The following is a 270-nucleotide window of genomic DNA, read 5'->3' as shown; positions in this document are numbered from 1 at the left end:
GCGATTTCTCGCCCATTGGGCACACTATGCCCCTTGCATGCGCATCAAGCGCCTGCGAACCATGAACAAGTTCGCCAGCGCACAAGTAACGAACAAGCGGTGCGCGTTCTTCTGCATCCCACGATATCTGACCTTGGTAAATCCAAACATGCGTTTGATGATACAGAAGGCATGTTCAACCTTGGCACGCACGCTTGACTTGCGGCGATTGGTCAGGCGTTCTTCTTCTGTCAGCGCGTGACTGCGTGTGCCCCGGATGTTGGTAAAGTC

Annotated in this window: 1 protein-coding gene; it reads right to left on the bottom strand. The window is 54.1% G+C overall.

All coding sequences use genetic code 11. From position 1 onward, the window contains the following. Window positions 1-24: 24 nt before the first annotated feature. Window positions 25-270 (bottom strand): transposase family protein (locus ACO0LI_RS30730; RefSeq protein ID WP_423037734.1); only part of this gene is annotated, 246 nt, incomplete at its 5' end.

The organism is Undibacterium sp. Tian12W (assembly GCF_049339405.1).
GTDB lineage: Bacteria > Pseudomonadota > Gammaproteobacteria > Burkholderiales > Burkholderiaceae_D > Undibacterium.
The sequence above is the reverse complement of the archived record's forward strand: the minus strand, read 5'-3'. Positions and strand labels throughout refer to the sequence as shown.